Source organism: Variovorax sp. 10N420 (assembly GCF_056394705.1).
Map to the genome: position 1 here is coordinate 921821 of NZ_JBFTIJ010000001.1, position 24229 is coordinate 946049.

General features: G+C 64.0%; 25 protein-coding genes. 17 read left to right on the plus strand and 8 right to left on the minus strand.

The annotated features are described in order from the left end of the window. The first annotated feature begins 6 nt into the window (after positions 1-6). From ybiB to AC1DEK_RS04300, 7 genes are all read left to right on the plus strand, one after another. Positions 7-960 carry a DNA-binding protein YbiB gene (ybiB, locus tag AC1DEK_RS04270; RefSeq protein ID WP_478123931.1) on the plus strand — a complete coding sequence of 318 codons (954 nt, stop codon included), beginning with the start codon at positions 7-9 and terminating at the stop codon, positions 958-960. Then, complete coding sequence (cobA, locus tag AC1DEK_RS04275; RefSeq protein WP_478123932.1) at positions 957-1745, plus strand: uroporphyrinogen-III C-methyltransferase; 789 nt, start codon at positions 957-959, stop codon at positions 1743-1745. Before ybiB ends, cobA begins: the two co-directional genes overlap by 4 nt. Positions 1746-1782: 37 nt before the next feature. Further along, positions 1783-3021 carry a BaiN/RdsA family NAD(P)/FAD-dependent oxidoreductase gene (locus AC1DEK_RS04280; RefSeq protein ID WP_478123933.1) on the plus strand — a complete coding sequence of 413 codons (1239 nt, stop codon included), beginning with the start codon at positions 1783-1785 and terminating at the stop codon, positions 3019-3021. Positions 3022-3121: 100 nt separating this feature from the next. Beyond that, a complete protein-coding gene (gene rpsU / locus AC1DEK_RS04285; protein ID WP_007833691.1) occupies positions 3122-3334 on the plus strand; it encodes a 30S ribosomal protein S21 in 213 nt (70 codons plus the stop codon). Between the two features lie 109 nt (positions 3335-3443). After that, positions 3444-3893, plus strand: coding sequence for a GatB/YqeY domain-containing protein (locus tag AC1DEK_RS04290; RefSeq protein WP_478123934.1), 450 nt, complete (start codon positions 3444-3446; stop codon positions 3891-3893). 2 nt (positions 3894-3895) lie between these two features. Then, on the plus strand, positions 3896-4360 hold the full coding sequence (locus AC1DEK_RS04295; protein WP_478123935.1) for an NUDIX domain-containing protein: 465 nt from the start codon (positions 3896-3898) through the stop codon (positions 4358-4360). Beyond that, positions 4357-4806: a DUF6314 family protein gene (locus AC1DEK_RS04300; protein WP_478123936.1), complete on the plus strand. Its 450-nt coding sequence runs from the start codon at positions 4357-4359 to the stop codon at positions 4804-4806. The genes AC1DEK_RS04295 and AC1DEK_RS04300 overlap by 4 nt, the downstream gene beginning before the upstream one ends. A gap of 11 nt (positions 4807-4817) precedes the next feature. Here the strand turns inward: AC1DEK_RS04300 and AC1DEK_RS04305 are convergent, their stop codons facing one another. The 4 genes from AC1DEK_RS04305 to pmbA are packed head-to-tail and all read right to left on the minus strand — an operon-like array spanning position 4818 to position 8145. Then, on the minus strand, positions 4818-5411 hold the full coding sequence (locus tag AC1DEK_RS04305; RefSeq protein WP_478123937.1) for a biotin transporter BioY: 594 nt from the start codon (positions 5409-5411) through the stop codon (positions 4818-4820). Positions 5412-5436: 25 nt separating this feature from the next. Next, positions 5437-6030 (minus strand): CbiQ family ECF transporter T component, encoded by a 594-nt coding sequence (locus tag AC1DEK_RS04310; protein ID WP_478123938.1) that lies wholly within the window; start codon positions 6028-6030, stop codon positions 5437-5439. Continuing rightward, a complete protein-coding gene (locus tag AC1DEK_RS04315; protein ID WP_478124001.1) occupies positions 6023-6748 on the minus strand; it encodes an energy-coupling factor ABC transporter ATP-binding protein in 726 nt (241 codons plus the stop codon). Before AC1DEK_RS04315 ends, AC1DEK_RS04310 begins: the two co-directional genes overlap by 8 nt. Before the next feature lie 26 nt (positions 6749-6774). Further along, entirely contained in the window at positions 6775-8145 is a 1371-nt protein-coding gene (pmbA, locus tag AC1DEK_RS04320) for a metalloprotease PmbA (protein WP_478123939.1), read from the minus strand. Positions 8146-8203: 58 nt separating this feature from the next. Between pmbA and yjgA the strand changes: the two genes are divergently transcribed. Further along, entirely contained in the window at positions 8204-8860 is a 657-nt protein-coding gene (gene yjgA / locus AC1DEK_RS04325; protein ID WP_478123940.1) for a ribosome biogenesis factor YjgA, read from the plus strand. Next, a complete protein-coding gene (gene mog, locus AC1DEK_RS04330; RefSeq protein WP_478123941.1) occupies positions 8857-9480 on the plus strand; it encodes a molybdopterin adenylyltransferase in 624 nt (207 codons plus the stop codon). Before yjgA ends, mog begins: the two co-directional genes overlap by 4 nt. On the opposite strand, the gene AC1DEK_RS04335 is transcribed toward mog, so the two are convergent. The 3 genes from AC1DEK_RS04335 to AC1DEK_RS04345 are packed head-to-tail and all read right to left on the minus strand — an operon-like array spanning position 9465 to position 12864. Then, the gene (locus AC1DEK_RS04335; protein ID WP_478123942.1) at positions 9465-10901 is read right to left on the minus strand and encodes an aldehyde dehydrogenase family protein; all 1437 of its coding nucleotides are present in this window, start codon (positions 10899-10901) and stop codon (positions 9465-9467) included. The genes mog and AC1DEK_RS04335 overlap by 16 nt on opposite strands. Before the next feature lie 47 nt (positions 10902-10948). Next, complete coding sequence (kdgD, locus tag AC1DEK_RS04340; protein WP_478123943.1) at positions 10949-11860, minus strand: 5-dehydro-4-deoxyglucarate dehydratase; 912 nt, start codon at positions 11858-11860, stop codon at positions 10949-10951. Between the two features lie 32 nt (positions 11861-11892). Then, a complete protein-coding gene (locus tag AC1DEK_RS04345; RefSeq protein ID WP_478123944.1) occupies positions 11893-12864 on the minus strand; it encodes a Bug family tripartite tricarboxylate transporter substrate binding protein in 972 nt (323 codons plus the stop codon). A gap of 454 nt (positions 12865-13318) precedes the next feature. Here AC1DEK_RS04345 and AC1DEK_RS04350 point away from each other — a divergent pair, with 454 nt between their 5' ends. After that, positions 13319-15379, plus strand: a complete 2061-nt coding sequence (locus AC1DEK_RS04350) for a glycoside hydrolase family 28 protein (RefSeq protein ID WP_478123945.1) — start codon at positions 13319-13321, stop codon at positions 15377-15379. Positions 15380-15482: 103 nt separating this feature from the next. Continuing rightward, positions 15483-17720 carry a glycoside hydrolase family 28 protein gene (locus tag AC1DEK_RS04355; protein WP_478123946.1) on the plus strand — a complete coding sequence of 746 codons (2238 nt, stop codon included), beginning with the start codon at positions 15483-15485 and terminating at the stop codon, positions 17718-17720. A gap of 102 nt (positions 17721-17822) precedes the next feature. On the opposite strand, the gene AC1DEK_RS04360 is transcribed toward AC1DEK_RS04355, so the two are convergent. Further along, a complete protein-coding gene (locus tag AC1DEK_RS04360) occupies positions 17823-18674 on the minus strand; it encodes a FadR/GntR family transcriptional regulator (RefSeq protein WP_478123947.1) in 852 nt (283 codons plus the stop codon). A 166-nt stretch (positions 18675-18840) separates the two neighbouring features. Here AC1DEK_RS04360 and AC1DEK_RS04365 point away from each other — a divergent pair, with 166 nt between their 5' ends. The 6 genes from AC1DEK_RS04365 to AC1DEK_RS04390 form a co-directional block, all read left to right on the plus strand. Beyond that, entirely contained in the window at positions 18841-19674 is an 834-nt protein-coding gene (locus AC1DEK_RS04365; protein ID WP_478123948.1) for an NAD-dependent epimerase/dehydratase family protein, read from the plus strand. Positions 19675-19725: 51 nt separating this feature from the next. After that, entirely contained in the window at positions 19726-20712 is a 987-nt protein-coding gene (locus tag AC1DEK_RS04370; protein WP_478123949.1) for a TRAP transporter substrate-binding protein, read from the plus strand. A gap of 10 nt (positions 20713-20722) precedes the next feature. Continuing rightward, positions 20723-21217: a TRAP transporter small permease gene (locus AC1DEK_RS04375; RefSeq protein ID WP_478123950.1), complete on the plus strand. Its 495-nt coding sequence runs from the start codon at positions 20723-20725 to the stop codon at positions 21215-21217. Then, entirely contained in the window at positions 21208-22560 is a 1353-nt protein-coding gene (locus tag AC1DEK_RS04380; protein ID WP_478123951.1) for a TRAP transporter large permease, read from the plus strand. Before AC1DEK_RS04375 ends, AC1DEK_RS04380 begins: the two co-directional genes overlap by 10 nt. A gap of 24 nt (positions 22561-22584) precedes the next feature. Next, positions 22585-23595 (plus strand): lactonase family protein, encoded by a 1011-nt coding sequence (locus tag AC1DEK_RS04385; protein WP_478123952.1) that lies wholly within the window; start codon positions 22585-22587, stop codon positions 23593-23595. Positions 23596-23608: 13 nt separating this feature from the next. After that, positions 23609-24229 (plus strand): UxaA family hydrolase (locus AC1DEK_RS04390; protein ID WP_478123953.1); only part of this gene is annotated, 621 nt, incomplete at its 3' end.

A 24229-nucleotide genomic window follows, 5' to 3' on the forward strand; every position in this document is an offset into this window, starting at 1 on the left:
GCACCCATGGGAATCAGCCAATACATCAAGGAAATCGGTCGCGGCGCGCGCGGTGCAAAGCCGCTGGACCGCGAGCAAGCGTGCGATCTCTTCGGCCAGGTGCTCGACGGCACGGTGACAGATCTGGAAATCGGCGCCTTCTGCCTCGCGATGCGCATCAAGGGCGAGACGCCAGAAGAACTGGCAGGCTTCCTCGATGCGACGCATGTCCGGCTCCATCGCTTTCCAGCGACGGAACGCCCACTCGTGGTGCTGCCGAGCTACAACGGCGCGCGACGCCTTCCGGTTCTGACACCGCTGCTCGCCCTGCTGCTGGCGCGCGAAGGCCTGCCTGTGCTGGTGCATGGTGCCGCCACGGAATCGACGCGCGTCCTGGCATCCAGCGTGCTCTCGGCGCTGGACGTGCCGACGCTGCAAAGCATTCGTCCCATTGCCGATGGCGAGATCGTCTTCGCGCCCACCGAACTGCTGTCCCCGGGCCTGAAGCGCCTGCTCGATGTGCGACGTGTCGTGGGCCTGCGCAATCCTGGACACAGCGTGGTCAAGCTGATGCAGCCGAGCGAAGGTGAATGCCTGGTCGTCGGCAGCTATACGCATCCCGAATATGCGCAGTCGATGGCGGCGACTTTCGAATTGATGGGGATGACCGCCCTGCTCTCGCGCGGCCTGGAAGGCGAAAGCGCCGCCGACCCGCGCCGCACCGCGCAAATCGACGGGTTCGTTCACGGGCGCCACGTTGCATTGCAGGCGCAGCAGCCGGGCACGCAAAGTGAAGTGCCTGGCCTGCCCACCGAAATCGACATCGCGACGACAGCGGCCTACACCCGTCGCGTCTTGGCGGGCGAAGCGTCGGTGCCAAACGCCATCGCGCAACAGGTGGGGCACATCGTCCAATTGGCGAAGCTGGCGCAGGTAACCCCAGCGGTGCGGAAAGCGAAAGAGACCACGGAAACTCCATGAGCAAGTCATCCCACCACGGCAGTTGCACGCTGGTCGGCGCCGGCCCCGGCGACCCCGAACTGCTCACAATCAAAGCCGTCAAGGCCATCCAGGCCGCGACGGTGCTCTTGGTCGACGACCTCGTCAGCGAAGAAATCCTGGCTTATGCGAGACCCGGTGCGCGCATCGTTCATGTCGGGAAGCGAGGCGGCTGCCGAAGCACGCCCCAAGCGTTCATCGAGCGGCTCATGATCACCGCCGCCCATGAAGGAGAGACCGTCGTGCGTCTCAAGGGTGGCGATCCTTTCATCTTCGGCCGTGGCGGCGAGGAAGTCGAACACCTGCGCGAAGCCGGCATCGAGGCGCAGGTCGTCAACGGCATCACGGCAGGGCTGGCCGCAGTCACCGCGCTTGGCGTGCCGCTTACCCATCGCGATCACGCCCAAGGAGTGGTGTTCGTCACCGGACATGCCAAGACCGGGCACGCTGCCGATGAGCACCCGACGGATTGGCGCCAGCTCGCCGCCACTGCACGCGATGCACGCCTGACGCTGGTGATCTACATGGGCGTCACCGGCGTGGCGCACATCCAGAACGAACTGCTTCATGGTCTTTCGGCCGACACGCCGGTGGCGGTGATCCAGCACGCGAGCCTGCCGCAGCAAAGGCATATCGCAACCACGCTTGCCAAGCTTCGCGCGGACTTGGCTGACGCGGGCCTCGCCAGCCCCTCGATCATCGTCGTCGGCGACGTCTTGCGCGGAATGGCCGCAGTCGGAACCGCCGCCTCTCGATTCGGCACCTGATGAGCGGCGAACCCTTCAAGGCTGCGGGCGGCGAGCGTTGAGTTCCTACGACACCATCGTCATCGGCGCGGGCGCTGCCGGGTTGTACTGCGCCGCCTTGGCCGGCCAGCAGGGGCTGCGCGTGCTCCTTCTCGACCATAGCGAACGCATTGCCGAGAAGATCCGCATTTCAGGCGGCGGGCGTGCCAACTTCACCAACCGCGACCTGGACGTGCGCGCGCCGCAACGGCATTTCATCGGCGACAACCCCAATTTCTGTCGCTCTGCTCTGTCGCGCTATGCGCCGCAGCAATTCATTGATCTCGTCCAGAAGCACGGAATCGCGTTCCACGAAAAGCACAAGGGCCAACTCTTTTGCGACGGTCCTTCGCAGCAGATCATCGACATGCTGCTCGCCGAGTGCAGCGCCGGCGCCGTCTCGCATTGGCAACCCTGCAGGGTGGGCGCCATAGCCCACACGAACGGCGGCGGCTATCAGGTCGAAACAAGCCGCGGCGCGGTGCGCGCACCGCGCCTCGTGGTTGCCACGGGCGGTCTTTCCATCCCGCAGATCGGCGCCAGCGACTTCGGCTATCGGCTTGCAACGCAGTTCGGCTTGCGCGTTGTCCCGCCGCGGCCGGCTCTGGTTCCGCTCACTTTCGGCGGCGAGGGATGGGAGCCCTATTCGGCACTGGCGGGCCTCGCGCTGCCTGTTCGAATCGAAACCGGTAGCAAGAAGGAACGCATGAGCTTCCTCGAAGACTTGCTGTTCACACATCGCGGGCTGTCGGGCCCCGCGGTACTGCAGATTTCAAGCTATTGGCGACCAGGCGCGCCGCTCACGATCGACTTTGCACCCGGCATCGGTGTCGCCACCGCGCTCGCCGAAGCCAAGCAGCGCTCGCGCAAACGCATCAACAACGAACTGGCCGCCCTGGTGCCCTCGCGCCTCGCCGACGCATGGGTCGACCAGGACTCATCCTTGCAGCGCCCGATCAATGAAGCGGGCGATCGGGCGATTTCGGCGCTGGCCGACCGGATCGCGCGCTGGCAGATCACGCCCAGCGGCACGGAGGGTTACAAAAAGGCGGAAGTCACGGCAGGCGGCGTCGACACGCGCGATCTCTCGTCGCAAACCTTGGAGTCGAAACAGCCCGGGCTGTACTTCATCGGCGAGGTGGTCGACGTGACCGGCTGGCTCGGCGGTTACAACTTTCAATGGGCCTGGGCCAGCGCCCATGCATGCGCGCGGGCACTGGCGTTGGACGGCAAAGCTGACGCTATAATGCCCGGCTAACTTTGGCCTTCCCTCAACGGCCTAATCCCTTTTCAGTTGAGGAACCCCGGCCCGGGGCCCGATCTTCCCCAGGCCAAATTCAACAGACCCAATTTTTTAAATGACCACCATCCGCGTAAAAGAAAACGAGCCGTTCGACGTCGCGCTGCGCCGCTTCAAGCGCACTATCGAAAAGCTCGGCCTGCTGACCGATCTGCGTGCCCGCGAGTTCTACGAAAAGCCGACCGCCGAGCGCAAGCGCAAGAAGGCAGCCGCCGTCAAGCGCCACTACAAGCGCGTGCGGAGCATGCAACTCCCCAAGAAGCTGTACTGATCACCCGAGGCGCTGGCGCGACGCCAACGCCCGGTTCAGCCGCTTCCAAGCCGCGCCAGGACTACCTGCCGCGGCTTTTTTGTTTTTCGACCGTCATAGAAAGCCAGCCATGAGCCTCAAGGAACAGATCACCGAAGACATGAAGACCGCGATGCGCGCCAAGGACTCGGAACGCCTGGGCACCATTCGCCTGCTGCTCGCAGCGATGAAGCAGAAAGAGGTCGACGAACGCATCGAACTGGACGATGCCGCAGTGGTGGCCATCGTCGACAAGCTGGTGAAGCAGCGCAAGGATTCGGTCGCGGCGTTCACGCAAGGCAACCGCCCCGACCTGGCCGACAAGGAAGCCGCCGAGATCAAGGTGCTGGAGGTCTATCTACCCCAGCGCATGAGCGCCGAAGAGGTGGCCGTCGAAGTGAAAGCCATCGTTGCCGAACTCGGCGCCAAGGGGCCGGGCGACATGGGGAAGGTCATGGGCGCAGTCAAGACCCGTCTCGCGGGCAAGGCCGATATGGGACAAGTCAGCGCAGCGGTGAAGGCCGCTCTCTCAGGCGCCTGAACGTGACGGCGCATCCCGTTCTCAAGGCCTGTGCCTGTCTGGTGGACGATCGGGGCCGTCTGCTGGTCTTTCACCATCCCGAGGACCGGAGCATGCAGTTGCCCAAGGGCACCATCGAGCCTGGCGAGGCGCCCGAAGCGGCCGTCCGTCGCGAATTGCTGGAAGAGTCCGGGATCCACTACACGGGCGATCTGCTTTCGCTGGGCACCATCGACCGGCATTGCGAGGCCGGTGTCGAAGGCAACAAGCGCCGGCATCCGCAGCTCTGGCACGTGTTCCTGATGCGTTCAACGGGGCTGCTGCCGGAGACCTTCGATCACGTGGCCTCGGGGAGCCCCGAGGAAGACGGCCTCGTCTTCAGCTTCAGCTGGCTGACGCACGACGCGCCTCTCGGCGCGTTCGCGGAGCCCTACGTGCGGGTCATCACCAAGGTCCGGCAGCGCCTCGCCGGAACATTGCCGGCATGACCTGCTGGGCCGACGCGGATGGCGTCTTCGATCGGCTGGAAGGCACCTGGGACCTCGCCCGGACCATCGAGAACCAGGCAGCGATGACCGGCATCGCCTGGTTCAGCCAACTGGGCCGCGATGCCCTCGGCTACCGCGAAGAAGGCAGGGTCACTTTGGCAGGCGGGCAAGCGTTCGACGCGCATCGCGAATACCGTTTCGAGCGCTCGCGACTTGGCTTTCTGGTGTTCTTTGCCGAAGTGCCGCCCCGACTCTTCCACCAGATCCAACTCGCGCGCGAAGGCGACGTGCTCGCAGGCTCGGCCACCCACCTGTGCGCTCCGGACGTCTACGACAGTGACTACCGCTTCATGGCCGACGGGACCTTCGTCATCCGCCACTCGGTGCGCGGGCCGCGCAAGAACTACGTTTCAGTCACCGTCTTCCGACGCCCCACCACGCCATAAGCCGGCTCGCGTCAGTCGCCGCCGAGTTGCCAGCTTGGCATGCCGCGCATCACCGTCTGCACGACCACGGCGCAGATTCCGGCCTTGACCAGGTCACCGGGAATGAAGATCAGCATGGCCAGGGCCGCCTGCGTCAGCGACATATGGGCGACCAGCGACAGCCCGAGGATCCCGAACGCGTAGACCACGGCAATGCCGCCGACCACAGAAGAAGCGAAGCTGGCGGCGAGCACACCCTTGCCCGTGGTAGTGCCCAGTCGAGGCACCAGCAGGCGCATCAGCAGACCACAGGCGAAAGCGCCGAACATCCAGCCGAACAAGAAGCCAGAGGTCGCTCCGACGAACACGCTGAATCCGCCTCGCCCGCCTGGCAGCAGAGGCAGGCCCAACGCAACGGCGAGCAGGAACAGGGCAATGGCCAGAAATGCGCGCCGTGGCCCAAGGAGGCAGCCCGCCAGCATGACGCCAAGTGACTGCAGCGTGATGGGCACCCCGAAAGGCAGATCGATCTTCGGGATCATGCCCAGCACGGCCATTAGTGCCGCGAACAGGGCGATGTAGGCAATTGAACGAGAGGACGAGTTGGCAGGAGCGTTTGAGGTCATGAAATTAGGAAGGATGGATGAAAGGTCATTTGCCCTGCCGTACAGCCAAGGCATCAGCGACGCGGTCCGCGGTTTGGAGCGTGCGGATCGTCAACGGCGCCAGCAGTCGCAGACCGCCGCCGCGGCCCGTGCGGGCGCGGTGCGCGTCGTCGAGCCGACGCCACTGGACATAGAAGTTCTCGGCAAACCGAAGCATCAGGCCCAGCGCGAGGGCGACGCGCTCAGTCGGAACGCCGACATGCCGCAAAGGGCGGAGGACTGCCTCCAGCACCGCCAGCAAGTCTTCGAAGCGCGTGGTCAGCGTCAGCATCAGCGCGAGCGTTGCCGCACTCGCGAGCCGCAAGGCGCTCGCCAGCCCCTGGCCGGTCGTGCCCAGCGCCCAGTGAAAGATGACGATCAGTGCGCAGGCAACGGCAATGCCCCCCAGCATGCGCACGCGGCGCCATGCAGGCGCGCCGAGCGAGGCGAAGACGAGCAGCGTCAATGCGCAACCCGCCAGCAGAAACGAAGGCCGGCCGACCCACACGAGCGCCGTGCCGCAGACCGACAGCACCGCAAGCTTGATCCACGCAGGCACCGCATGCATCCATGTGAGCTGAGCCGAGTAAAGGCTACGCATGGCCGCCCTCGCCTGTCCCGGCGCGCTCGCGCACGTAGCTGGCATACGCCTGGCAGATCTCGCGCCCCGGCCCATCGGCGCGCACGCGTCCCTCCTCCAGCCACAGCACGCGCTCGAACCCGTGCACGTGCTCCAGGAGATGGGTCGACACGATGATCTGCTGGGGAGAGGCTTCCAGCTGCGCGGCCAGCCTCGCCTGGCTCGGCAGATCGAGGCTGGCGAAAGGCTCGTCCAGGAGCAGCGTCGCGGGCTCGCTGATCTGCAGCGCCAGAAGGCATACCTGCTGACGCTGCCCCTGGCTCAGTTCGCCCACGGCCCGTCCCGCCCAGGCGGACAACCCTCGGCTGGCCAGGAAGTCCAGCACCCGCCGCCGGGCCACCTGTCGCGTTTCGCCAAGCGCGGTCAGACTGAAGGCCAACTCCTCGGCCACCGTTGGAAAGATGATCTGATCGTCAGGGTTCTGAAACATGAGCCCGACACACCCAGGCGACGTGCGCTCGGGGACGAAGACGCGGCCTCGCTGTGGCTGGTCCAGCCCGCAGATGAGGCGAAAAAGACTGCTCTTCCCCGCGCCGTTGTCACCGATCAGCCCAATCCTTGACTCCTGAAGATGGAGCGTCAGCCCTTTGAACACCCGCTGATGGCCGCGCACCAGCGTGACATCCTCGATGCGGATGCCGACGCTCGCGCGCCCCTCAGACCGGATCGGCTGCCCCACCGGGCAACCATCGCCAGCCGCCAAGCTCAGCTCCCCGCCACCTTCATGCGGTTGACGAGCAGCGATCCGGTCGTCTTGGCGCCATAGTTGTAGGCATCCGCGCCGACCGCCTCGATGCCCAGCAACATGTCCTTCAGGTTGCCCGCGATGGTGATTTCCTGCACCGGGAATGCGATCTTGCCCTTCTCGACCCAGAAGCCGCTCGCTCCACGCGAGTAGTCGCCCGTCACGTAGTTCACGCCCTGGCCCATGAGCTCGATCACGAACAGCCCCGTGCCGAGTTTGGCAAGCATCGCATCGAGATCGTCGCCCTCTTTCGTGAGGCGCGAAGTCAATGTCAGGTTGTGTGAGCCACCCGCATTGCCGGTGGTCTTCATGCCGAGCTTCCGAGCCGAGTAGGTGCTCAGGAAATAGCCCTCCAGGCGGCCGGCGTCCACCAGCTTGCGCTTGTGCGTGACCACGCCTTCGTCGTCGAACGGCGAGCTTCCCTTGCCGCGGAGGACGTAAGGATCTTCAAGCACGTCGATGTGCGACGGCAACACGGTCTTGCCCAACGAGTCGAGCAGGAACGTGCTTTTGCGGTACAGCGCGCCACCGCTGGTCGCCTGCACGAGGCCACCCAGCAAGCCGGCGGCGAGTGGCGACTCGAACAACACCGGGCATTGGGTCGTCTTGATCTTGCGCGACTTGAGTCGGCTCAATGCGCGCTCGGCGGCATAGCGGCCAACGGCCTGCGGGCTCGCGAGTTCGTCGGCCGAACGCATCGAGCTGTACCACGCGTCGCGCTGCATCTCGTCGCCCTTGCCGGCGATCGGTGCCACCGAGATCGAATGGCGCGAACTGGCATAACCGCCGCGAAAGCCCCGCGTATGGGCACTGAAGAAGTGGCTCTGCTGCGCCGAGACGCCCGCCCCTTCGCTGTTGGTGATGCGCTTGTCCGTCGTCATTGCGGCGGCTTCGCATTCGAGCGCAAGCGCCGCCGCCTGCTCGCTGGTGACATCCCAGGGGTGGAACAGGTCAAGATCAGGGTATTCCTTGGCGATGTCGGCTTCATCAGGCAGTCCGCTGACAGGGTCTTCCGCCGTGAAGCGGGCAATGTCGTAGGCCGCCTGCACGGTCTGCGCGACGGCGGCGTCGGAAAAATCAGACGTGCTGGCGTTTCCGCGGCGATGGCCGACGTAGACAGTGACGCCCAGCGATTTGTCGCGGTTGCGCTCCACGTTTTCGAGCTCGCCCTTGCGCACCGAAACGCTCAGGCCGCAGCCCTCGGACGCCTCCGCGCCGGCGTCGGTGGCCCCGAGCTTCTTGGCGTGCGCCAAGGCCGAGTCGACCAGGTTTTCGAAGAATGAACGGCTGTAGGCGAAGCCGGAATCGGCGCGCGAGGATGGTGTGGTCATGTGTTGGCTATGATACTTGCGCCCTCCGTTCTCCATGGAGCGGCCAACGATTGCTTCTATGTCCCGCAAACCCAAAAAAGGCTACTTCGTCCGCGGCCAGTTCGTGGCCGAAGGCAGCGAACTCGACCTCGAGCTCAAGCGCGAGCTCAAAGGCACCGACGCGGCGAGCAAGACCGAACTCAAACGCGAGAGCTCCGAACTCCAGGCGCTGGGCGAAGAACTGCTGTCGCTGCGCGCCGGCCTGTTCGACAAGCTGGACCTGAGCGACAAGCTCAAGGACGCGGTCGAGGATGCCAAGCGCATCACGAATTTCGAAGGCAAGCGTCGCCAGATGCAGTTCATCGGCAAGCTGATGCGCGGGCTGGATCCGACCGCGATCGAGGCGATCCGCGCAGCGCTCGACGAACAGAACCGCGCGCCCGCCCAGGAAACCGCCGCACTGCACGAGGCCGAACGCTGGCGAGATCGCCTCATCGCCGATGACGACGCGCTGGGCGGCTGGATTGAAACCCATCCGGGCACCGATGCGCAGCAGTTGCGCGCGCTCGTGCGTCAGGCACGCAAGGACATCAAGGCAGGTCCGCCTGGCGAAGCGCCCCGCCAAGGCAAGGCGTACCGAGAAATCTTCCAGATCGTTCGCGACCAGTTGCGCGTGCACGGCACCGCCGACCACGCCGCCGAAGCCGCCGAGCAAGCGCGCGAAGAGGACGCATGACCGAGCTCACCGCCCTCGACCAAGTGCGTATCGGGATCGTCTCGGTCAGCGATCGCGCATCGAGCGGCGCCTACGAAGACAAGGGGCTTCCTGCGCTGAAGGATTGGCTCGAGCGTGCGCTGCGCAACCCGATCACGTTCGAGTCACGCTTGATTCCCGACGATCAGGCCGGCATCAGCGCAGCGCTGATCGAACTGGTCGATGCGGGCTGTTCGCTGGTCCTGACGACCGGCGGCACGGGCCCGGCCTTGCGCGACGTCACGCCGGAAGCGACGCTCGCGGTGGCGCACAAGGAAATGCCGGGTTTTGGCGAGCAGATGCGGCAGATCAGCCTTCGCTTCGTGCCCACGGCGATTCTTTCGCGCCAGGTCGCCGTGGTTCGCGACCAGAGCCTGATCATCAACCTGCCCGGCCAGCCGAAGTCGATTGCCGAGACGCTCGAAGGCCTGAAGAACGCCGACGGATCGCAGGCCGTGCCGGGCATCTTCGCAGCCGTGCCCTATTGCATCGACCTGATCGGCGGCCCTTATCTTGAAACGAACGACACGGTCTGCAAGGCGTTCCGCCCCAAGACCGCCATCCGTCCGATCTCTCGTCCGCCCTCTCAGGGCAGCGTGTAGGCGGTCTTCACGGTCGTGAAGAACTCCTGAGCGTAGCGGCCCTGCTCGCGCGGGCCGTAGCTCGAGCCCTTGCGGCCGCCAAACGGCACGTGATAGTCCACGCCCGCCGTCGGCAGGTTTACCATCACCATGCCGGCCTGACTATGGCGCTTGAAGTGCGTCGCGTATTTCAGGCTGGTGGTCGCAATGCCGGCTGAAAGACCAAACTCGGTGTCGTTCGCCGTCGCCAGAGCCTCTTCGTAGTTCTTCACGCGGATCACACTCGCCACCGGCCCGAAGATCTCTTCCTTGTTGATGCGCATCGATGCAATCGATTCGCTGAACAACGCCGGACTCATGTAGAAGCCGTCAGTGTCGAGTTTCAGCCGCTCACCGCCTGCGGCAAGGGTGGCGCCTTCGGATTGACCGATTTCGATGTAGTCCAGATCCTGGCGGAGCTGGCTTTCGCTCGAGACCGGACCGACGTCGGTGCCTTGCGCCAGCGCGTCGCCCACCTTGATCTTCGCCATGCGGGCCTTCATCGCCTCGATGAACTTGGGATAGATGCCTTCGGTGACGATCAGCCGGCTGGACGCCGTGCAGCGCTGGCCCGTCGAATAGAAGGCGCTCTGCACGCTGAGCTCTACCGCCTGGTTCAGATCGGCGTCGTCCAGCACGACTTGCGGATTCTTGCCGCCCATTTCGAGCTGAACCTTCTTATGCTTCGTCGCGCATTGCACGGCGATGCCGCGGCCGACGCCGACCGAGCCGGTAAAGCTGATCGCATGGATGCCCGGATGGTCGACCAAGGCGTTGCCGATGACGCTGCCTCGGCCCATCACGAGGTTGAACACGCCGGCTGGAATACCCGAGCGGCTGATGATTTCAGCCAGCGCCCAGGCGCAGCCGGGCACGAGGTCGGCCGGTTTGAGTACGACGCAGTTGCCGAAGGCCAAGGCAGGCGCGATCTTCCACGCAGGGATCGCGATCGGGAAGTTCCAGGGCGTGATGAGCCCGACCACGCCCACAGGCTCGCGCGTGATTTCGATGCCGATGCCGGGACGCACCGACGGAATGATCTCGCCCGACAGGCGCAGGCACTCGCCGGCGAAGAACTTGAAGATCTGGCCGGCACGTGTTGCTTCGCCGATGCCTTCTGCCTTGGTCTTGCCTTCCTCACGGGCGAGCAGCGTGCCAAGCTCTTCCTTGCGCGCGATGATTTCGTTGCCGATCTTGTCAAGCGCCTCGGAGCGCGCCTGCACTCCCCCTGTGGACCAGGCGGGGAAAGCGGCGGTAGCGGCCGCCACCGCAGCATCGACATGGATCGCGTCGCCCTGTGCGTACTGGCCCAGCACGTCGGCCAGATTGCTCGGGTTGGTGTTGGCGCTGTAGCTGGCGCCTGCCAGCCATTCGCCGTTGATGAGATTGTCGAAATTCTGCATGCGGTGGTACCTCGATGCTTGGGCTTGATGTCGGGATGCTTGGACGCTTACTGTGGGCCGAGCTTGTCGATCAGCGCGGCAAGCGCCTGGTATTCGTCAGCCTTCAGGTCCGTCAGCGGCAGGCGCACCGGGCCGGCGTCGTGACCGGCGATCTTCGCGCCGGCCTTGACGATGCTCACTGCGTAGCCCTGCCCCTTGTTGCGGATATCCAGATAAGGCATGAAGAACTCCTTGAGCAGGCGATGTTGCGTCGCCATGTCGTCCTTTGCAACTGCCTCGTAGAACTGCATCGCCGTCTTCGGGATGAAGTTGAAGACGGCCGACGAATACACCGGGGTGCCCAGCGCCTTGTAGGCAGCCGCGTAGACCTCTGCAGTCGGCAGTCCACCGAGATAAGCAAAGCGGTCACCCATGCGCAAGTGGATCGAGCTCATCAGTTCGATGTCGCCGATGCCGTCCTTGAAGCCGACCAGATTGGGGCAGCGCTCGGCCAGCTTTTCGAGGGTGTCCGGGTACAGCCTGCTCTGGCCGCGGTTGTAGACGATCACGCCGAACTTCACGCTCTTGCAGACGGCTTCGACGTGCGCTGCCAAGCCTTCCTGGCCCGCTTCGGTCAGGTAGTGCGGCAGCAGCAGCACGCCATGGGCACCAGCCTTCTCGGCCGCCTGCGCGCACTGGATGGCAAAGCGCGTCGGGCCACCGGCGCCCGCAATGATCGGCACCTTGCCGCGGCAGGTGTCCACGGCCGTCTTGATGATCTCCGGGAACTCGTCACCCGTCAGCGAGAAGAATTCGCCCGTGCCGCCGGCAGCGAACAAGGCACTGGCACCGTAGGGCGCCAGCCATTCGAGCCGCTTGATGTAGCCCTTCTTGTCGAAGTCGCCGTTCGCGTCGAAGTCGGTCAGCGGAAACGACAGCAGGCCGGAGCCCATGATGGATTTGAGTTCTTGCGGGTTCATGTGAGTGAAGGTGGAGGGGAAAAATAGCCGGATCAGTCGAGCTTGATCTGGGCTGCAGAAACGACCTTGGCCCAGCGTGAGCGCTCTTTGTCGAAGAACTGCTCCTGCTCGGCAGGTGTCATCGTTACAACCTCGGCGCCCTGGCCGGCCAGGCGTGAACGGGTGTCGGCTGACCGGATGATCGCGATCAGTTCCTTGTTGAGGCGCTGCACGATCGCGTCCGGCGTGCCGCGCGGGGCGAGCACGCCTTGCCAGGTGCCTGACTCGAAGCCGGGAACGCCTTGCTCGGCGATGGTCGGCACATCGCCGATCAGCGGCATGCGCGTTGCCTTCGAGACGCCCAGCACCTTCAGCTTGCCGCTTTGCACATGAGGCAGTGTCGCGAGCATGCCGTTCATGAGCACCTGCGTCTGTCCGCCAACCGTGTCCTGCACAGCCTGCACGCCACCCTTGTAGGGAACGTACTGCCAGCGGGCGCCGCTTGCGCGTTCGAGCGCGACACCGGCGAGGTGCGGCGCACTGCCGGTTGCGGTCACGGCGAAATTCAGGTCGGTCTTCTTCGAGAGGGCGACCAGTTCCTTGAAGTTGTTGGCCGGCACCGACGGATGCACGACGAGCAGGTGCGGCGAATAGGCCAGCATGGTCACGCCGCGCAAGTCCTTCGACGGATCGAAGGACAGCTTCGTGTAGACAGAAGGGCTGATCGCCAGCGCGCCGACGTCGCACAACAACAGCGTGTAGCCATCGCCAGGGGCCTTCGCCACCAGGTCGGCGCCGAGATTGCCGTTGGCCCCGGCTCTGTTCTCGACGATGACGGTCTGCTTGAGCGCCTCGGCCAATGGTTGGCTGAGCAGGCGCGCGATGATGTCCGACGAGCCTCCGGGCGGATACGGAACAACGATTCGAATGGGCTTTGCGGGCCAGGCGTCGGCAGCTTGCGCACCTGCGGCCGCCAAGCCGCTGCCGAGGGCACCGAGTATCAGATCACGTCGAGTCAAGGCCACTTGTATGTCTCCAGTTGGGATGAGCGAGCAGAGCCACACCGCGCTCCGCGCCAAATGCGCCTCATCGGGCGCGTCATCGGTTATCGTATAACTTGTCAGCAAGGATGTCCAGCCCTCGGCGAGCCCATGAATTCGCCTCACCGGCGCTGAATACTCCCTTCGTCCCCCGAAGAATCCCCGGGTTTGCCCTCAGACCGCTCGTCGTCAATTCCGTTGACAGGCTCTGGCGCGCTGCAAATAATCGCCGCGTCTTGTAGGACAACCGATAACCAATAACTACAGTCGGAGCATCGATGGAACCAATCCATCTCGCAAGTTCGCACCGCTCCGCCCTCGGGCTGTTGCTTCCTCTCGCCACCCCGTCGCAAGACTGGCCGGCCGCACGTCTCCACTCCCCCTCTCTCCCCTCCCTCTCCCCTCCTTCCCTTTCGCTCCACATCGAAAAGACAGCACCATGAAAAAACCTCGCACAGAGTCGACGGAACCCACCTTGCTGGCGGCGGCGCCACACGGAGTGCAATCACCGGGACGGCGATCGTTCATCGCCTTGGCCAGCGCATCGGCAGGCGCCACGTTGCTGAGCGCGTGCGGCGGCGGCGGTAACGGCGGGGCGTTCATCTCGCCGGCATCGCCTCCCGCGACAGGCACCCCTCCGACGACCGTCGCGCCGGTCGAACCACCGGCCGATCCAATCTGGGGACCAGCAGGCTTGGGCACGAAGATCATCGATTCGCTGAAGAGCATCGATCGCTCGATGTTCCCGAGCCGCGACTTCGTGGTCACGGACTTCGGCGCGCAGGTGTGCAGCACCGTGCCTGCCACCAACCCGTACATCGACCCGGCGAAGTCGCCGCTCAGCGTCGGCGCCGACACGACGAATGCGCCGAACTCCTTCGATTCGCGCCCGGCATTCCTCGCTGCGATTGCCGCGTGCAACAGCGCCGGCGGTGGCCGTGTCGTGGTTCCATCGGGTACGTGGTATTGCGCCGGACCGATCGTGCTGAAGAGCAATGTCAATTTCCACCTGAGCCAGAACTGCACGATCTACTTCAGTCCGAATCCGAATGACTATGCCAAGGACGGCCCGGTCGATTGCGGCACCAACGGTCAGTTGTTCTATGGCCGCTGGCAAGCGAATGATTGCCTGAACTTCGGCGCACCCATCTACGCACGCAACGAGAAAAACATCGCCGTCACCGGTGAAGGCGATACGTCGGTCTTCAACGGTCAGGCCATGACGCCATTCGCGGGAACCGGCAACACCAGCACGTGTTGGTGGACCTTCAAGGGCAACAGCGGCGCCTATGGATTCGTGAGCGCCAGCGCAACGCCATCGCAGGCGAGCAACAACGCGCTCAACGTCGACCTCCGCACCGCCGCGCCGGGCATCTCCGATGCGCTCTATGCGCTGCTGACCAACCCGATCACGCCTTGGCAGCAAGACCAGAACTATCTGCCGGCACTGTCGGAGGCCGGCGTGCCGATCGACAAACGAATCTTCGGCAAGGGCCACTACCTGCGGCCCTGCATGGTCGAATTCCTGGGCTGCACCAATGTGCTGATGGAGGGCTACCAGACCCAGAACACGCCTTTCTGGCAGCACCACCCCACCGACTGCTCGAACGTGGTGATCCGCAACGTCACCGTCAACAGCATCGGCCCGAACAACGACGGCTTCGACCCGGACGCCTGCAACAACGTGCTCTGCGAGGACGTGGTGTTCAACACCGGCGACGACTGCATCGCAATCAAGTCCGGCAAGAACCTCGACAACGAGTACGGCTCGGCCAACAACCACGTCATCCAGAACTGCACCATGAACAGCGGCCACGGCGGCATCACCTTGGGCAGCGAAATGGGCGGCGGCGTCGAGAAGATCTATTGCCGCAACCTCGCCATGCTCAACAAGTTCTGGGACACGAACTCGCTGAACATCGCGATCCGGATCAAGACCAACATGAACCGCGGCGGCTTCGTGAAGGACTTCTACGTGGATGGCGTGACGCTGCCCAACGGCGTCAGCCTGACGGGCGCGGGCTATGGCAGCAGCCTGCTGCCGGGCAGCCCCATCAACGGCAACGTCCCCATTGGCGTGAGCACGGCGGCCAGCAGCAATCCTTCGGCCTCGCAAGGCGGGATCATCACTTTCGACTGCGACTACCAGCCGTCGAAGGATGCCATCCGCACGCGTCCGGCATTGCTGAAGAACATCAACATATCCAATGTCGTCGCAAAGAACGTGACGCTCGGCGGCAGCACGGGTTCGTGCTTCCAGGCCATCGTGGCGCAGGGACCGGTCGCCTTCGACTACAACGGCCCCGCACCGGCGCCGGCGGTGCCAGCCATCGAGGGCGTGAACATCGTCAACTGCGATTTCGGTAGCCCCACGGCGACCGGACCCGCAAGCGCCACGGTTGCCGGTCCGATCTACGCCTACAACGTGCACGACATCACGCTCGTCAACACGTCAATCGCAGGCAAGACCTACAACACGACCGTCAGCGACCCGCGCTGAGAACAAAGCGTTCAGTCCCCGCTGGTCGTGCCGGGAAGTGCCGTGTCGCAAGCGACGCGGCATCGAACGCGCTCAAGCCAGCCTTCTTCAAAAAGGTAGCCCCATGACATTGCAGAAATCAGAGACGATCGGCGTCCAGTCGATCGCGCGTTGGATGTTGCCGCTTGCGGCGGCAGCCATGCTCGCAGCTTGCGGCGGAGGCAGCAGCGGCGGCGCGTTCTCGGCAACGGCGAGCAGCCCGACGGCCGCGGCAACAGCCACGGCCGTGCAACCGGCGGATACGGCGTCGGCAAACTCGGCCAAGGCCAACGTCTTCCAGGTCGGCACCACGACTTTCGACCCCGACCTGCCTGCCGAACCCACCCTTCCGACCGATGCTCAGGTCTGCGCGACCCTCGAAGCGAGCAACACGCTCGTTCGTCGTCCTGACGGTGCCCTGCCCCCCGAAGCTGATCCGTCCCTTCCTGGCGTGGGTGTGGCGGTGAGCGCCGCCACGGCCAATCCGGATCAAGCGCGCATCCAGGCCGCTCTGGACGCTTGCGGCGCCGCTGTCGACAGCGCGGTCGGCGCCGCCATTGCAAGCGCAGACGCGGCGGCGACGGCCAGCCAGAAGGAGGCGGCGTTGCCCAACATCAATATCGCAGGCGCATCCGGCGAAGAGCTGGCGAAGCCACAGTACAAGGCGCCGCAGTTCGCAGTGCGCCTGGTGGCCAACAAGAGCGGCCCGGGCAACGGCTTCATCTCAGGTCCGCTGACATTGCCGTCGGGAGTGACGTTGTGGATCGACAAGGGCGCGACCCTGTACGCCACGCGTGACGTCATGGCCTACATGCCGAAGAACGCGACGACCGGCTTGCCCACCACCTATTGCGCGAATACGGCAGTCAGCGCCACCAAGGCAGGCAGTTCCGGCAATTGCCTGCCGCTGATCGGCGGCGACTACACCGTCAATTCGGCCGTCGTCGGCGAAGGCAGCATCGACAGCCGCGCTTATGCGGAGATCGTCACCACCAATGCGCGCTACCCATTGACCAAGGTGGACCTGAGTTGCTCCAACACCTACGTTGCCTTTGCTGCAGGCACCCAGGCGCCCGACGGCACGCCTTGCGACAACGGCGGCACCTTTGTCGACTCGAAGTCGTCGACCCGCAACATGACCTGGTGGGACCTGGCCTATCTCGGCAACATGGTTCAGAACGGCACCACGGGCTCCGGCTCGCAATCGAACTTCCGGATGATGGTGTTCAACTACGCGAAGAACCTGACGCTGTACAAGGTGAGCCTTAACAACAGCGCCAACTTCCACGTCGTGCCGAGCGGGGTCGACGGCCTGACGATCTGGGGCGTGAAGGTGCAGACGCCGACGCTGGCGGCCTTTGCCAACCCGGCGGGCAACGGCAACCCGCTGTACACGGGCCAGACCTTCAACGCGGACAACGTGAAGAACACCGATGCTTTCGATCCGGGCTCGTCGTCGAGCGCCAAGTCGAGCGCCATGACGACCGGCAGCAAGACCACGTCCGCCAGCAAGATGTCCTTCGACGGCTATCTGAAGAACTTCGTCTTTGCCTACAACTACGTCAGCACCGGCGACGACGACATCGCATTGAAGGGCAGCAACAACCCCAACGCCGTGGGCTTCGGCATCGACGGCAACCGCGGCAAGCGCAGCGATCGCGCCTACGGCATCATGATCGCGCACAACCACATCTACTGGGGCCATGGCATTTCGATCGGCAGCGAAACCAACGCGGGCGTCACCAACGTGCAGGTCTACGACAACTCTTTCGTGAATTCCGAAGAAGGGCTGCGCATCAAGTCGGACTACGCACGCGGCGGCGAGGTGAGCAACATCTCGTACAAGAACATCTGCATCCAGAATGCGCAGAACGCCTTGCTGTTCACGCCCTACTACAGCACCAAGGCTCTTCCGAGCGGTGGCCCCAAGGTGCCGAACTTCCACGACATCCAGTTGAGCAATGTGCGCATCCTCGGCGAAGGCAACGTCAAGCTGCAAGGTTTTGCGGCAAACACGGGCGGCTACTTCACTCCGACGGCTGCCTACCCGACGGGCTACCTGCCCGGCTATCCGCTCGTCATGTCGCTGAAGGATGTGGTCGCCGACAACCCGACTCAAATCTCGGTGATTGCTTCGGACGCCAACCTGACGCTCGACGGCGTCAACCTGCCGATCTTTGCGTCGACGGCCAACCGCATCGTGCTCAACGGCGAAGCCACTGAAAAGGTCAAGCCGGATCAGATCCTCGACTGCAGCCAGGCTTTCGTGGACTTCCCCGCCATCGGCGCATCGAACCCGTTCGGAACGCACTGGGCTCCTTGAAGGCGAAGGTGAACGGCTCATGACAATGGCCGACCGGCGCGCCGGTCGGCCATTTGCATCGTGTTGTCATACAACTTGCGGGAATTGCCCCCGCGCCGGAGCTCAGCGCGGCGCCGGACTCTGCGCCTGCGCGCTTTCGGAACCGCTCTTGGCTGCCTCTTGAGCGATGCGCAGTCGTTCGCGGCTGTTGGTCAGGTGAATGCGCATGGCGGCGCGCGCGGAGTCGGGGTCCTGCCGTGCAATGGCCGCGTAGATCTCTTCATGCTCCCGATTCACGCGGCTCAGGTATTCGCCACCCTGCTCGTGCTTGCGGATCGCACTGATGCGCGTGCGCGGAATGATCGCGGTGCCCAGGTGGGCCATGATGTCCGCGAAGTACGGATTGCCTGTGGCCTGCGCAATCTGCAGATGGAAGCGGAAGTCTGCCGGCACGGTATTGCCCGCCTGCGCCATGTTGGTCTGAAACTCGTCGAGCGCCTCGCGCATGGCGAGCAGTTGCTCGTCGGTGCGCCGCGTCGCTGCCAAGCCTGCGGATTCCGTCTCGAGGCTGATGCGGAATTCGAGCACCGCGAGCACATCGACCGATGTGGCAACGTCGCCAGGCTCGAGACGAAACACCCCGCCCGCCCGCGGCTGCAACACGAAGGTACCGACACCGTGGTGGGTCTCCACCAGCCCGGCAGCCTGCAACTTCGACAGCGCCTCGCGAACCACGGTGCGGCTGACGCCGAAGGCCTGCATGATTTCGGACTCGGTCGGAAGCTTGTCGCCCGGACGCAGCGCGCCGTCGCGAATCTTCACGGTGAGGTCTTCCACGAGCGTATGCGCCAGACCACGTGCTCTCTGTCGTGGCCGACCTACGAAGGCATCGCCGGGCAAGGCGCTGGCCGCGCCGCCGACCGATGTGACAGGCGAAGCCTGAACCAAGGGATTACCCGGAGTCAACGGTTGCATGGCACGATCATAATCCGACAGCGTTGTACGACAACATATAAGTTACATCTCCTCAAACCCATGATCATTGCGCAATTCGACTGCCTGCGCTAATCGCATCGGCGGCGTTCACCTCGCGCAGATTCCCGTTTTTTCAAATCACGCAAAGCCGCTGAGGACGATTTCCATGCAAACGAATACCGGACCTGAATCCAGGCCTTCCAACAAACTCGGTCGCCTGCTGCTGACCGGCGCTGCGGGCGGCCTGGGCAAAGTACTGCGCGAGCGCCTTCGTCCGTACGCCGACGTCCTGCGCCTGTCCGACGTCGCCACGCTCGCGCCGGCGCAAGGAAGCTTCGAGGAGACGGTGCCTTGCAACCTCGCCGACAAGTCCGCGGTCGATGCACTGGTGGCCGGCTGCGATGCCATCGTCCATCTGGGTGGGGTTTCGGTCGAGCGCCCGTTCGAGGAAGTCCTCGAAGCCAACATCAAGGGCGTCTTTCACATCTACGAAGCGGCACGGAAGCACGGCGTGAAGCGCGTCATCTTCGCCAGTTCGAATCACGTCATCGGCTTCTACAAGCAGACCGAGCACCTCGATACACACGCAATGCGCCGGCCCGACGGCTACTACGGCCTCTCGAAATCCTTCGGAGAAGACGTAGCGCAGTTCTACTTCGATCGCTGGGGCATTGAGACCGTGAGCATCCGCATCGGATCGTCCTTCCCGGAGCCGGCCAATCGCCGAATGATGAGCACCTGGCTCAGCTATGCCGACCTCACCGACCTCATCGAGCGGTCGCTATTCACGCCGGACGTCGGGCATCTCGTCGTCTATGGCGTGTCGGCCAACCGCGATGTGTGGTGGGACAACAGCGTTGCAGCGGCAAAGCTGGGCTTTGTGCCGAAGGACAGCTCCGAGGTGTTCCGCGCCAAGGTCGAGGCTCAGCCTCCCGTCGCGCCCACCGATCCGAACGCCATCTACCAGGGCGGCGCATTCACCGCCCAAGGCCCCTTTTGATTTCCCGTTCGCCTTTTTCAAGACCTTAATTTCGACAACAGAGGAAGAGACATGAAGACTCCAAACCGCAAGCTTCTCAGCGTCATGGCCACCGCCGTTCTTTCGCTCGCCGCCATGCATGCGCAGGCACGCGACTTCCGTTCCGCGGAAGTCCACGCGAAGGATTTCCCGACCAACAAGGCGGTCAACTACATGAGCGAGCAGTTGTCGGCCGCAACCGGCGGCAAGGACAAGATCAAGATCTTTGCCGACAGCTCGCTGGGCTCCGAGAAGGACACGGTCGAACAGGTGAAGATCGGCGCGCTCGACATGGTGCGCGTCAGCAGCGCCTCGTTCCACGGTATCGTGCCGGAGTCGGTCATTCCGTCGCTGCCCTTCCTCTTCCGCGACATCGACCATTTCCGCAAGGTGATGTACGGCCCGACCGGCGACAAGATCCTCGCGGCCTTCGACAAGGCCGGGTTCGTCGGCCTGGCCTTCTACGAAAGCGGTGCGCGCTCGGTCTATGCCAAGAAGCCGATCAAGAACGTGGCCGACATGAAGGGCCTGAAGATCCGCGTGCAGCCTTCCGACCTGATGGTGAGCCTGGTGAGTGCCGCCGGCGCGTCGCCGACACCGATGCCGATCGCCGAGGTCTACACCGGCCTCAAGACCGGGCTGGTGGATGCCGCCGAGAACAACTACCCGTCGTACGAAGAAGCCAAGCACTACGAAGCCGCTCCCGTGTATTCGGAAACCATGCACGTCATGACGCCCGAAGTGCTGGTGTTCTCCAAGAAAATCTGGGACACCCTGCCCAAGGAAGAACAAGCGCAGATCCGCAAGGCCGCCAAGGACTCCATCCCCTACTACGTGAAGCTCTGGGAGCCGCGTGAAAAGGACGCGAAGGCAGCCGTCATCAAGGGCGGCGCCAAGATCGTTCCCGCAGCCGACATCGACCGCAAGGCTTTTGTCGAAGTCGAGAAGCCGGTGTGGAACAAGTTCGCGACCACGCCCGAGTTGAAGGCGCTGGTGCAGGAAATCGTCGACACCCAATGACATCGGCGCGATGACCTTGCTAACCCAACTCAACGCGAAGCTGTCGCGCTGGGCGATGTACTTCGCGTGCATCTGCCTGGTGGGCCTGCTGAGCGTGGTCGTCTATGGCGTGGTGCTTCGCTACGCCTTCAACGACGCACCCGCTTATGTAGAACAGGTAGCGCTCTTGCTGGTGGTGTCGGTCGCCATGTTCGGCGCTTCCGCCGGAGTGCGGGACGCCGGACACATCGGCCTCGATTCACTGGTGAAGGCGCTGCCGCCCAAGGGGCAGTTCTGGTGCAAGTTCATCGTGTACCTGCTCACCATCGCGTTTTCGGTGGCCCTGTTCTTCGGCGGCGTCGAGATGGCGGTGTCCACGCGTGACACCACCATTCCGACGCTCGGTCTTTCCGAAGCCATTCGCTATCTGCCGGTTCTCGCCGCAGGCGTGCTGATCACGCTGTTTTCCATCGAGCACCTCGTTTCCCAATTTTCCGGCCACGAGGTCGTTCCATCATGGCATTGACACTGCTGTCCATCAGTTTCCTGGTCTTCCTGGTTCTCGGAATGCCGGTCGCTTTCGCGATCGGGCTGAGTTGTCTCCTGACCTTTGCCTATGAAGGGCTGCCCTTCGAGACTGCGATCCAGATGATGGTCTCGGGCATGAACGTGTTCTCGTTCCTTGCCATTCCCTTTTTCATCTTCTCGGGCGAACTGATGCTGCACGGGGGCATCGCGGACAAGATCGTCGCCTTCGCGCGCAGCCTGGTCGGGCATTGGAAGGGCGGTCTCGGCCTTGCCAACGTGGTGGCCTCCACGATGTTCGGCGGCGTCTCGGGCTCGCCGGTGGCCGACACTTCGGCCATGGGCGGGGTGCTGATCCCGATCATGAAAAAGGAAGGCTATAGCGCCGCTTACGCGGTCAACGTCACCACGCACGCATCGCTCTCGGGCGCGCTGATGCCGACTTCGCACAACATGATCATCTATGCCTTCGCAGCGCAAGCGGCAGTGGGCGAGATCGCCGGTCACGTCATCAAGGGCGTGTCGATCGGCGACCTGATGTTCGCCGGCCTGATCCCGGTCTTCTGGATCATGGTCTGCATGCTGGTCGCAGCCTATTGGCAAGCCGCCAAGTACGGCTACCCAAGGCGCGCGGACGGCACCACGATGGTCGAGCGCTTTCCCGGCTGGGGCACGGTGTTGCGCACCTTCATCGCCGCCATTCCCGGACTGATGGTGATCGCGATCATCTTGTTCTGCGTGATGGAGGGCATCACGACGGCGACCGAAGCGGCGGCTATCGCGGTGACCTACTCGCTGATCCTGACCGTCATCGTCTATCGAACGATGACCAGGCAGAAGCTGCTCAAGTCGCTGGCCAAGGCGTCGAAGACGACAGGCGTGATCCTGCTGCTCATCGGCGTGTCGAACATGCTGCGCTATCAGATGGCGTACCTGGAAATTCCCGACACGATCGAAACCGCCCTGCTGGCCGCGACCACGACGCCGTGGCTGATGCTGCTGTACATCAACATCATCCAGATCTTCCTGGGCGTCTTTCTGGACATGGCGGCGCACATCCTGATCACGACGCCGTTGTTCCTGCCGCTGGCCATCCAGATGGGTGTCGGTCCGGTGCAGTTCGGGATGATGCTGCTGCTCAACTGCGCGCTGGGGCTCGTGCATCCGCCGGTGGGCACCGTGCAGTTCATTGGCTGCGCGATCGGCAAGATCTCCATCGGAGAGGCCACCAAGACTGCGTGGCCCTACTACCTGGCGATCTTCATTGCGATCACGCTGGTCACGTATGTGCCCTCGTTCTCGACCTGGCTGCCGTCGATCATCAACGGCCATCCGGTCTTCTGACCTCGCTTGGATGGTGTCCTGACGATGTTCTGCGTCTACGTTTCCAATGCCGAAAGCGGCGACATCAGCGTGCTGCACCTGGATCCGGGCCAACCGGCGCTGGTTCCGGTGCAGACCGTACCGGTCGGCGGCGAAGTGATGCCGCTCGCATTGAGCCCCGATCGCCGTCGCCTGTATGCGGCGCGGCGCTCGGAGCCGCGAGAGGCACTGAGCTTCGCTATCGATCCCAAGACGGGCGAACTCGCCGCGCTCGGCGCCGCGGCGCTGCCGCACAGCATGGCGTACATCGCGACCGATCGCGAAGGCCGCTACCTGTTCAGCGCCTCTTACGGCGGCAATCAGATCGCGGTCAACCCCATCGACGCGAACGGCGTCGTACGGGCGACGCAGCAGGTGCTGCCGACCGGCCCGAATGCGCACGCGATCCAGGCCGATCCGTCGAACCAGTTTGTGTTCGCCAGCACGCTGGGCGCCGGTGTCGTGGTCCAGCTCCGCTTCAATTCGGAGACTGGAGAGCTGACGCCCAACACACCGCCGACGCTGCAACCGCATGCGTCCGCGAGCCCCCGGCACTTCGTCTTCAGCAAGGATTCGCGCTTCGTCTACCTGCTCAACGAGCTCGATGCGGCCATCGACGTGCTGGCGTTCGATCCAGCTGCCGGCACACTGCGCCCGCTGCAGACCATCAGCACGTTGCCGCCCGTGTTTAGCGGCGAGCCATGGGCTTCCGACCTGCACCTCACGCCGGACGGTCGCTTTCTCTACAGCAGCGAACGGCGTTCGGACACGATTGCCGGCTTCCGTGTCGACGCGGCGAGCGGTGCGCTCGCGCTCATCGGCCATGTGCCCACCGAATCGCAGCCGCGCGGCTTCAACATCACGCCCGATGGACGCTTCCTGATCGCGGCCGGCCAGCGTTCGCATCGGCTGCGCCTGTACGAAATCGACACGCAGACCGGCTCGTTGCAAGCCCTCGCCGAATGCCCCGCCGGCCAGGGTCCCAACTGGATCGAGAGCATCATGCTCGACAGTTGATCGAAGTACCTCCATGTCATCCACGCTCGACCGTTCACCGCTCTACATCACCATGCACGATCGTGACAACGTCGCGATCGTGGCCAACGACGGCGGCCTGCCCGCCGGCACCGTGTTTCCCTCGGGCCTGACGCTGATCGACAAGGTCCCCCAGGCGCACAAGGTCGCCCTGGTGGACATCCCCGAAGGCGGCGAAGTGCGCCGCTACAACGTCACCATCGGCTATGCGCTCAAGGACATCCCCGCAGGCAGCTGGGTGCACGAGCGGCTGCTCAGGATGCCAGCCGCGCGAGAACTCACAGGCCTGCCCATCGCGACGGTCAAGCCGCCCGAGATGCCTCCGCTGGAGGGCTACACCTTCGAGGGCTATCGCAATCCGGACGGCTCCGTCGGCACCCGCAACATCCTGGCGATCACGCAGACCGTGCAGTGCGTGGCGGGCGTGACCGACTTCGCGGTGCAGCGCATCAAGGCTGAGCTGCTGCCGAAATACCCCAACGTCGATGACGTGGTGGCGCTGGAGCACACCTACGGCTGCGGTGTGGCCATCGATGCGCCGGACGCCGTCGTGCCGATCCGCACGCTGCGCAACATCAGCCTCAATCCGAACTTCGGCGGCGAGGTGATGCTGGTG

Coding starts and splice junctions, on each gene's coding strand:
- ybiB (WP_478123931.1), top strand. CDS start 7: ATGGGAATCAGCCAATACATCAAGGAAATCGGTCGCGGCGCGCGCGGT.
- cobA (WP_478123932.1), top strand. CDS start 957: ATGAGCAAGTCATCCCACCACGGCAGTTGCACGCTGGTCGGCGCCGGC.
- rpsU (WP_007833691.1), top strand. CDS start 3,122: ATGACCACCATCCGCGTAAAAGAAAACGAGCCGTTCGACGTCGCGCTG.
- AC1DEK_RS04290 (WP_478123934.1), top strand. CDS start 3,444: ATGAGCCTCAAGGAACAGATCACCGAAGACATGAAGACCGCGATGCGC.
- AC1DEK_RS04300 (WP_478123936.1), top strand. CDS start 4,357: ATGACCTGCTGGGCCGACGCGGATGGCGTCTTCGATCGGCTGGAAGGC.
- AC1DEK_RS04305 (WP_478123937.1), bottom strand. CDS start 5,411: ATGACCTCAAACGCTCCTGCCAACTCGTCCTCTCGTTCAATTGCCTAC.
- AC1DEK_RS04310 (WP_478123938.1), bottom strand. CDS start 6,030: ATGCGTAGCCTTTACTCGGCTCAGCTCACATGGATGCATGCGGTGCCT.
- pmbA (WP_478123939.1), bottom strand. CDS start 8,145: ATGACCACACCATCCTCGCGCGCCGATTCCGGCTTCGCCTACAGCCGT.
- yjgA (WP_478123940.1), top strand. CDS start 8,204: ATGTCCCGCAAACCCAAAAAAGGCTACTTCGTCCGCGGCCAGTTCGTG.
- mog (WP_478123941.1), top strand. CDS start 8,857: ATGACCGAGCTCACCGCCCTCGACCAAGTGCGTATCGGGATCGTCTCG.
- AC1DEK_RS04335 (WP_478123942.1), bottom strand. CDS start 10,901: ATGCAGAATTTCGACAATCTCATCAACGGCGAATGGCTGGCAGGCGCC.
- kdgD (WP_478123943.1), bottom strand. CDS start 11,860: ATGAACCCGCAAGAACTCAAATCCATCATGGGCTCCGGCCTGCTGTCG.
- AC1DEK_RS04350 (WP_478123945.1), top strand. CDS start 13,319: ATGAAAAAACCTCGCACAGAGTCGACGGAACCCACCTTGCTGGCGGCG.
- AC1DEK_RS04355 (WP_478123946.1), top strand. CDS start 15,483: ATGACATTGCAGAAATCAGAGACGATCGGCGTCCAGTCGATCGCGCGT.
- AC1DEK_RS04360 (WP_478123947.1), bottom strand. CDS start 18,674: ATGCAACCGTTGACTCCGGGTAATCCCTTGGTTCAGGCTTCGCCTGTC.
- AC1DEK_RS04365 (WP_478123948.1), top strand. CDS start 18,841: ATGCAAACGAATACCGGACCTGAATCCAGGCCTTCCAACAAACTCGGT.
- AC1DEK_RS04370 (WP_478123949.1), top strand. CDS start 19,726: ATGAAGACTCCAAACCGCAAGCTTCTCAGCGTCATGGCCACCGCCGTT.
- AC1DEK_RS04375 (WP_478123950.1), top strand. CDS start 20,723: ATGACCTTGCTAACCCAACTCAACGCGAAGCTGTCGCGCTGGGCGATG.
- AC1DEK_RS04380 (WP_478123951.1), top strand. CDS start 21,208: ATGGCATTGACACTGCTGTCCATCAGTTTCCTGGTCTTCCTGGTTCTC.
- AC1DEK_RS04385 (WP_478123952.1), top strand. CDS start 22,585: ATGTTCTGCGTCTACGTTTCCAATGCCGAAAGCGGCGACATCAGCGTG.